Raw genomic sequence first — 8,131 nt, 5'->3', positions numbered from 1 at the left:
CCTTCGGCCCCTCCCCGAGGTGGGAGGCGGGGAGGCCGGGCCGCGGGGAGGGAGACAAGGTGTGGGGGGGCAGGTGGAGCGGGGGTACTGGAGGCGTCCGAACTCGACGGCTTCGGTCAGGAGTTGACCGCAGGGATGACCTTCGAGCCGTACGCGTCGATGACGGCTTCCTGCGCGTCGTGCATGTCGTAGACCGCGAACTGGTCGACGCCCAGCTCACGCAGCGCGTTCAGCTTCTCGATGTGCTTCTCGACCGGTCCGATCAGGCAGAACCGGTCGACGATCTCGTCGGGCACGAACTGGGTGTCGGGGTTGTCGGCGCGTCCGTGGTGGGAGTAGTCGTACCCCTCGCGCGCCTTGATGTAGTCGGTGAGTTCGTCGGGTACGGCGGCGGAGTGCTCCCCGTACTTGGCGACCAGGTCGGCGACGTGGTTGCCGACCATCCCGCCGAACCAGCGGCACTGTTCGCGCGCGTGGGCGAGCTTCTCGGGCGAGTCGTCCTCGGTGACATACGCGGGGGCGGCGACGCAGATCTTGACGTCGTCGGGATTGCGCCCGGCGGCGACCGCCGCGTCCTTCACGGCCTTGACCATGTACTCGGTCAGATAGAGGTCGGCGAGCTGCAGGATGAACCCGTCGGCCTCCTCGCCGGTCATCTTCAGGGCCTTGGGCCCGTACGCCGCCATCCATACGGGGAGTTCGGCGCCCTCCTTGATCCACGGGAACCTGACGACCGTGCCGCCGCCGAGGTCGGCCTCGTCGCCGCGGCCCAGTGCCCGGATGACCTTCATGGCGTCGCTGATGCGGGCGAGCGTGTTGGGCTTGCGGCCGGCGACGCGCATGGCCGAGTCGCCGCGGCCGATGCCGCAGACGGTGCGGTTGCCGAACATGTCGTTGAGGGTGGCGAACGTGGAGGCGGTGACCTCCCAGGTGCGGGTGCCCGGGTTGGTCACCATCGTGCCGACCTTCAGCTTCTGCGTGTTCGCCAGGATCTGGCTGTAGATCACGAACGGCTCCTGCCACAGCACGGCGGAGTCGAAGGTCCAGCCGTACGTGAAGCCGCTGCGCTCGGCGCGCTTCATCAGGCTGACGACCCTGGAGGCCGGCGGGTCGGTCTGCAGAACGAGTCCGAAGTCCATGTGCTCCGCTCCTAGTTGAGGTACTGACAGGTGGAGCGGGGGGTGTAGACGCCGTGCCCGGCGTGCCCGGTGTACTCCCGCTCGGTGATGACGAGTTCGCCGCGCGAGAGAACCGTCTCGACCCGGCCGGTGGTCTGCTTGCCTTCGTACGCCGAGTAGTCGACGTTCATGTGGTGCGTCACGGCGGACATGACCTGTTCGGCCTGCGGGTCGTAGATCACGACGTCGGCGTCGGCCCCCGGCGCGATGGTGCCCTTCTTCGGGTACAGGCCGAACATCCGGGCCGGCGTCGCGCAGGCGATCTCGATCCAGCGGCGGCGCGAGATGTGGCCGTCGACGACGGCCTGGTGGAGCAGGTCCATCCGGTTCTCGACGCCGGGAAGGCCGTTGGGGATCTTCGAGAAGTCCCCTCGCCCCAGCTCCTTCTGGCCCACGAAGCAGAAGGGGCAGTGGTCGGTGGAGACGACCTGGAGGTCGTTGGTCCGCAGGCCCTTCCAGAGCTGCGCCTGGTGCTCCTTCGGCCGCAGCGGCGTCGAGCACACGTACTTGGCGCCCTCGAAGTCCGGCTCGGCGAGGTTGTCGGTGGACAGGAACAGGTACTGCGGGCAGGTCTCACCGAAGACGTTCAGGCCCTCGTCGCGTGCCCTGGCCAGCTCGGCGACTGCCTCCATCGCCGAGACGTGCACGACGTACAGGGGAGCGCCCGCGACCTGGGCGAGCTTGATGGCGCGGTGGGTGGCCTCGGCCTCCAGCAGCGCCTTGCGCACCTCCCCGTGGTAGCGCGGGTCGGTCTCGCCGCGGGCCAGCGCCTGCTCGACCAGCACGTCGATCGCGATGCCGTTCTCGGCGTGCATCATGATCAGGCCGCCGTTCTCGGCCGAGCGCTGCATGGCGCGCAGGATCTGGCCGTCGTCGGAGTAGAACACCCCCGGGTAGGCCATGAACTGCTTGAAGCTGGTCACGCCCTCCTCGACCAGCAGATCCATCTCCTTGAGCGTCTCCTGGTTCACATCGGAGACGATCATGTGGAAGCCGTAGTCGATCGCGCAGTTGCCCCCGGCCTTGGCGTGCCAGGCGTCGAGGCCCTCGCGCAGCGAGTGGCCCACGCTCTGCACGGCGAAGTCGATGATCGTGGTGGTACCGCCCCAGGCGGCGGCCCGGGTGCCGGTCTCGAAGGTGTCGGAGGCGAAGGTGCCGCCGAACGGCAGCTCCATGTGGGTGTGGGCGTCGACACCGCCCGGGATCACGTACTTCCCGGTGGCGTCGATGGTCCGCTCGGCCGTCCAGGCCTCGGCGGCCGGGGTGCCACTCGCGGCAAGGGCGGCGATACGGCCGTCCTCGATCAGGACGTCGGCGTGCATCTCGTCGGACGCGGTGATGACGAGACCACCACGGATGACGGTACGGCTGCTCATGCTCCCTCTCCTACCGTGGTCAACACTGGGTTCGTGCAAGTCGCAGGCATCGCCGGCCCGGCCCCCCCGTGCGCCGAGCCGGCGATGCCCGGACCCGCTACGGCGCGGTCAGCGGCGGGTACGCGTCGGGACGGCGGTCGCGGTAGAACTGCCAGCGGTCGCGGACCTCGCGCAGCTTGGCCATGTCCAGGTCGCGGACGACCAGTTCGGTCTCCTTGTCGCTGGCCACCTCGCCCACGAACTGGGCCTCCGGGTCGACGAAGTACGTCGTCCCGTAGAAGTCGTTGTCGCCCAGCTCCTCGACGCCGACGCGGTTGATCGCACCGACGAAGTACTCGTTGGCGACCGCGGCCGCCGGCTGCTCCAGCTGCCACAGGTAGGCGGACAGGCCCCGCGAGGTCGCCGAGGGGTTGAACACGATCTCCGCACCCGCGAGCCCCAGCGCCCGCCAGCCCTCCGGGAAGTGCCGGTCGTAGCAGATGTAGACGCCGATCTTCCCGACGGCGGTGTCGAACACCGGCCAGCCGACGTTGCCGGGACGGAAGTAGAACTTCTCCCAGAATCCCGGCACTTGGGGGATGTGGTGCTTGCGGTACTTGCCGAGGTACGAGCCGTCCGCGTCGATCACGGCGGCCGTGTTGTAGAGGACGCCGGGCTGCTCCTCCTCGTACATCGGCAGAATGAGGACGATGCCCAGTTCCTCGGCGAGCGCCTGGAAGCGCTGGACGATCGGGCCCTCGGGGATCTGCTCGGCGTACTCGTAGAACGCCTTGTCCTGGACCTGGCAGAAGTACGGCCCGTAGAACAGCTCCTGGAAGCACAGGACCTGAGCACCCTGCGCGGCCGCGTCGCGGGCCGCCTGCTCGTGTACCTGGATCATCGACTCCTTGTCGCCGGTCCAGGCAGTCTGGAAGAGGGCGGCACGGATCACTCTGCTCATCGGGACCTCCGGTCGCTCGGTGTGCGAGAAGGCTAGGAAGTCCGAAAGCGGGCTTTGAGTTGCACGGTGTCACGTCTGAGGGCGTGCGGCGTGTCACGGTGTCACCCTTTCCAGGAACCATGTTTCACCGCCGTTTTCCCAGGTCGTCGAGTGTTTCTACGCTGTTTCCGCAGCGCCGTGTCAGCCCAGTTGAGCGTCGTGCGCGAGGAGCGCGATATGCACCGAGGCGGCCTGCTCGAAGTCGTCGAGGTCGACGCCGAGCCGTGCCTGTATCGCCTCAAGGCGGCGGTAGAGCGCCGGCCGGGAGACGTGGTGGAGCTGGGCGGTGCGGGACTTGTTGCGGCCGGTGGCGAGGTACGTCCGCAGTACGGCGAGCAGGGCGCCCGCCTCGTCGTCCCGCCCGCGCAGCAGCCCGTCCAGCTCGCGCTCGGCGAACGACTGCACCTGCGGGTCGTCCCGCAACAGCCGGATCAGGCCCCGCAGATGGACGTCCTTGAGGCGTACGACGGCCGGGAGGTCGAGGGCGGTCGAGGAGTCGGTGACGGCATCGGCGACGTGCTGCGCCTCACGCAGTCCGGCCGGTACGTCGTCCCAGGCGGTACGCGCGTCGGCGGCCGCCACGACGGTCCGGGCGGCCCCGGACTCCGAGCGCACCCGGGCGGCGAAGTTGGCGGCGAGCACGGCGGCGTCCTGGTCCCGGGCAAGGCTGAGCAGCACGGCGGTGGCCCCGTCGGCGAGCTCGGCGACGATCCCGGACAACCCCAGCATCCGCAGCACACGCTCCAGTGGGGCCGGTTCGGCGTCCCGCACGACCAGCGGCACGAAGGTGCGCCGGTTGACCGGCAGCCCGGCGGCACGCGCGCGTGGCAACAGCTGCCGGGCCGGTACGACCCCGCTGACGAGGTCGGTCAGCAGGCTCTGCGCGGACTGCTCCTCCCAGGTGTGCGCGGAGTTGCCGCCGAGCATGCGGTGCAGGACGAGGGCCTCGGCGGCGCGTTCGGCGAGGAGCCGTCCGGTGGCGGTGTCGCCGCGGTGCCCGCACAGCACGATCTGGCCCCACCGCTCGCCGCGTCCGCCCAGTTCGGCGCGGATCCAGCCGTCGCCCTCGCTGCCGCCGGCCTGCCGGGCGATGCGCTCCCAGTCGCGCAGCACGTCGTCCACCGCCGACCGCTCCCCCGCCGTGGCGAGGACGCGGTGGGCGAGGTTGGTGACGACGACGGGGCAGGCGCTGTGCGTGGCGACCTCGTCGAGGAGCCGCTGGAGCGGGGCGCCCGCGGTGATGAGTCCGGTGAGCGCGGTCCGTACGGCCTCCGAGAGGCTGACGGCGGCGAACTTCCGCCGTACGAGCCGGGACTGCACCTCTTCGGTCAGCTCGGCGAACGGGAAGGGACGGTGCAGGACGACCATCGGCAGCCCGCACCGCTCGGCCGCCCGGCGCATCACGTCCGGCGGGGCGGGAAACGCCCGGCCCAGGCCCAGCACGACGGCCGCGGCCTCCGCCCGGTACAGGGACCGGATGTACTCGGCCTGCTTCTCGGCGTCCCCGGCGAGCAGCACCCCGGTGGTCAGCACCATCTCGCCGCCACTGAGCATCACCCCGACGTCCGGTGCCTCGGCGACATGCACCCAGCGCACCGGACGGTCGAGCTGACCGGCGCCGGCCACCACCTCGGGCTCCCCGGCCAGCACCCGCTCCAGGGTGAGGACCTGCCGGACGGACAGGACCGGTTCGAGGCGCTCCCAGGTCTCCGAGGTGGTGGTCATGGTGGTTCCCTTGCTCAGCCGGGTCAGATGCTCCTCAGAGCGCTCTCGAGGATCGCGGCGCCTTCCTCGGCCTCCGCGACGGTGAGGGACAGGGGCGGGGCGACGCGCAGCGACGTGGTGTTGTGACCACCGCCCTTGCCGATGAGGAGGCCACCCGCGCGGGCCGCCTCCAGCACGGCCGACGCTGCGTTCGGGTCGGCCTCGTCCGTGCCGGGCTTGGTGATCTCGATGCCCAGCATCAGGCCCCGGCCGCGCACCTCCCGTACGTGCGGCACCTGCGCCGCGACGCCCCGCAGCCGCTCGACGAGGAGTCCGCCGACGCGCCGGGCGTTGCCCTGGAGGTCGTGTTCCAGCAGGTAGTTGAGGTTGGCGAGGCCGGCCGCCATGGTGATCTGCGTGCCGCCGAAGGTCGAGATGCTGTTGGCGTCCAGGCAGTTCATGATCTCGGCGCGGGCCACGACACCGCCGATGGACATGCCGTTGCCGATGCCCTTGGCGAAGGTCAGGATGTCCGGCGGGCCGGACTGTGCGTGCGCCTGCCAGCCCCAGAAGTGGTCGCCGGTGCGGCCCCAGCCGGTCTGCACCTCGTCGGCGATCCACAGGATGCCGCGCTCGGCGAGCACTTCGCGGAACGCGGCGTACAGCCCGTCCGGCCCCGAGGTGAAGCCGCCGACGCCCTGGATGGGCTCGGCGATGAGGGCTGCGGGCGGGCGGGTGTGGCCGAGGATGTCCACCAGGTCGTCGACACAGGCCGCGATGAAATCGTCGTCGCTCAGAGCGGCGTACGGACCGCGCGTGCGCACCCCGCCATGGACGTACAGCGTCTGCAGCGGCGACAGCGAGGTCGGTGACCAGCCGCGGTTGCCGGTGATGCCGACCGCGCTGAAGGAGCGGCCGTGGTAGCTGTTGCGCATGGCGAGGATGGTGTTGCTCTGCTGGTAGGTCGTCGCGAGCAGCAGCGCGGTGTCGTTGGCCTCGGTGCCGGAGGTGGTGAAGAAGACGCGGGCGTCCGGGATGCCGCTCAAATGGGCGATGCGCTCGGCGAGTTCGACCATGGGCCGGTTGAGGTACAGGGTGGAGGAGTGGATGATCCGCCCGGCCTGTTCGCTCACCGCCTTCGTCACCTCGGGCAGCGCGTGCGCGGTCATCGTCGTCAGGATGCCGCCGAAGAAGTCGAGGTAGCGGTTGCCCTCGGAGTCCCACACGTACCGGCCCTCGCCGTGGGTGATCTCCAGCGGCTCCTCGTAGTAGAGGGCGAGCCAGTCCGGCATGACGGCACGGTGGCGTCCGAGCAGGTCCTTGGTCACGGCTGTACCAGCCCTTCGTAGGCGTCGGGTCGGCGGTCGCGGTAGAAGGCCCACTGCTGCCGCACTTCTTCGATCAGGTCGAAGTCGAGGTCCCGGACGACGAGTTCCTCGCCCTTGTCACTGGCGACCTCACCGACGAACTGGCCACGCGGGTCGACGAAGTACGACGTCCCGTAGAAGTCGTTGTCCCCGTACGGCTCCTGCCCGACCCGGTTGATCGCGGCGACGAAGTACTCGTTGGCGACGGCCGCAGCGGGCTGCTCCAGCTGCCACAGGTAGGCCGACAGACCCCGCGAGGTGGCCGACGGGTTGTACACCAACTGGGCACCGTTGAGGCCGAGTTGCCGCCAGCCCTCCGGGAAGTGGCGGTCGTAGCAGATGTAGACGCCGACCTTGCCGACGGCGGTGTCGAAGACGGGCCAGCCGACATTGCCGGGCTTGAAGTAGTACTTCTCCCAGAAGCCCTTGACCTGCGGGATGTGGTGCTTGCGGTACTTGCCGAGGAAGGTGCCGTCGGCGTCGATCACGGCCGCGGTGTTGTAGTAGAAACCGGACTGCTCGACCTCGAAGACGGGGACGACGACCACCATGCCCGTCTCGCGGGCGAGCTCCTGCATACGACGCACGGTCGGCCCGTCGGGTACCGGCTCGGCCCAGCGGTAGTGCTCCGGTTCCTGGACCTGACAGAAGTAGGGAGCGTTGAAGACTTCCTGAAACCCGATGATCTTGGCACCCTGCCGGGCCGCCTCGCGGGCGTGCTCCTCGTGTTTCGCCACCATGGACTCGGTGTCGCCGGTCCAGGTGGCCTGGACCAGAGCGGCACGAACGACGTTGGCCATGAGCTGCTCCTTCGACAGGACGTCAGAGCCTCTACGCCCGTAGAGAGGGCTGTAGAGGCTTGAAAGTAAGCCCCCGGAACAGCCTTGCCAAGACCATCGTCGTTAACCCGCTGAGTCGATCACGTTTCACACTCCAGTGGGGGACGGATGGGGCCGGTGGGACGGGTGCGGCGGGCGGTGTCAGGCCGTGTGGCCCGCCACCCGCAGCGCGTGGACGAGATCCCAGTGGCGCTCGTCCGAGACACCCCGGGCGGCCTCCAGCAGCAGCGGTACGAGCGTCTTCGGGGCGGGCTCGGCGCTGCGGGCGGCCTCCTCCGGGGTGCGGACCCGGACGTACGCGTCGAGCAGTGCGCGGACCTCGCGGTACCGCCCCTCGCCGACCAGCCCCGTCACGGCCTGCCCGATCTCGTGCGCGGGCCGCGCCACGCCCTGCCGCAGGATCTGCTCCCCGTCGTCGGCACGCCCCGCGACGGTCAGCGCGTCGGCTGCGGCGACGAGACGCTCGGGGGGCAGCGAGGCGGCCTCCCACAACAGGGTCGCCCAGTCGGCGCCGAGTCCGGCCCGCTGCATCTCGGCGGCGAGCAGCGGAAAGCGGACGGCGGGCCAGTACGCGGCCTCCACGAGCAGCACATGCGCCTCACCGGTGCGCCCCTCTCCGCGCAGCCTCACCAGGGTCTCCACGGTCCCGACGACCTCCCGCCGATCCGCCGGGTCCATCGGCTCACGC

The 8,131-nt window shown here is 70.0% G+C and carries 6 protein-coding genes and 1 pseudogene; all 7 read right to left on the bottom strand.

Going from position 1 to position 8,131, the window contains the following annotated elements; translation table 11 throughout:
* Nucleotides 1-116: 116 nt before the first annotated feature.
* The gene (locus ADL12_RS16335) at nt 117-1,139 is read right to left on the bottom strand and encodes a TIGR03842 family LLM class F420-dependent oxidoreductase (RefSeq protein WP_062703033.1); all 1,023 of its coding nucleotides are present in this window, start codon (nt 1,137-1,139) and stop codon (nt 117-119) included.
* 11 nt (nt 1,140-1,150) lie between these two features.
* Nucleotides 1,151-2,554 carry a dihydropyrimidinase gene (gene hydA, locus ADL12_RS16330; protein ID WP_062703031.1) on the bottom strand — a complete coding sequence of 468 codons (1,404 nt, stop codon included), beginning with the start codon at nt 2,552-2,554 and terminating at the stop codon, nt 1,151-1,153.
* 97 nt (nt 2,555-2,651) lie between these two features.
* Nucleotides 2,652-3,494 carry a nitrilase-related carbon-nitrogen hydrolase gene (locus ADL12_RS16325; RefSeq protein WP_062703029.1) on the bottom strand — a complete coding sequence of 281 codons (843 nt, stop codon included), beginning with the start codon at nt 3,492-3,494 and terminating at the stop codon, nt 2,652-2,654.
* A 180-nt stretch (nt 3,495-3,674) separates the two neighbouring features.
* On the bottom strand, nt 3,675-5,258 hold the full coding sequence (locus ADL12_RS16320) for a PucR family transcriptional regulator (RefSeq protein WP_062703027.1): 1,584 nt from the start codon (nt 5,256-5,258) through the stop codon (nt 3,675-3,677).
* A gap of 23 nt (nt 5,259-5,281) precedes the next feature.
* Nucleotides 5,282-6,565 (bottom strand): aspartate aminotransferase family protein, encoded by a 1,284-nt coding sequence (locus tag ADL12_RS16315; protein ID WP_062703025.1) that lies wholly within the window; start codon nt 6,563-6,565, stop codon nt 5,282-5,284.
* Complete coding sequence (locus ADL12_RS16310) at nt 6,562-7,404, bottom strand: nitrilase-related carbon-nitrogen hydrolase (RefSeq protein ID WP_062703023.1); 843 nt, start codon at nt 7,402-7,404, stop codon at nt 6,562-6,564. The genes ADL12_RS16315 and ADL12_RS16310 overlap by 4 nt, the downstream gene beginning before the upstream one ends.
* Before the next feature lie 180 nt (nt 7,405-7,584).
* A pseudogene (locus ADL12_RS16305) lies at nt 7,585-8,131 on the bottom strand (hypothetical protein); the annotation flags it as partial.

Source organism: Streptomyces regalis (genome assembly GCF_001509475.1).
In the GTDB taxonomy this organism is placed as follows: Bacteria; Actinomycetota; Actinomycetes; order Streptomycetales; family Streptomycetaceae; genus Streptomyces; species Streptomyces regalis.
The sequence above is the reverse complement of the archived record's forward strand: the minus strand, read 5'-3'. Positions and strand labels throughout refer to the sequence as shown.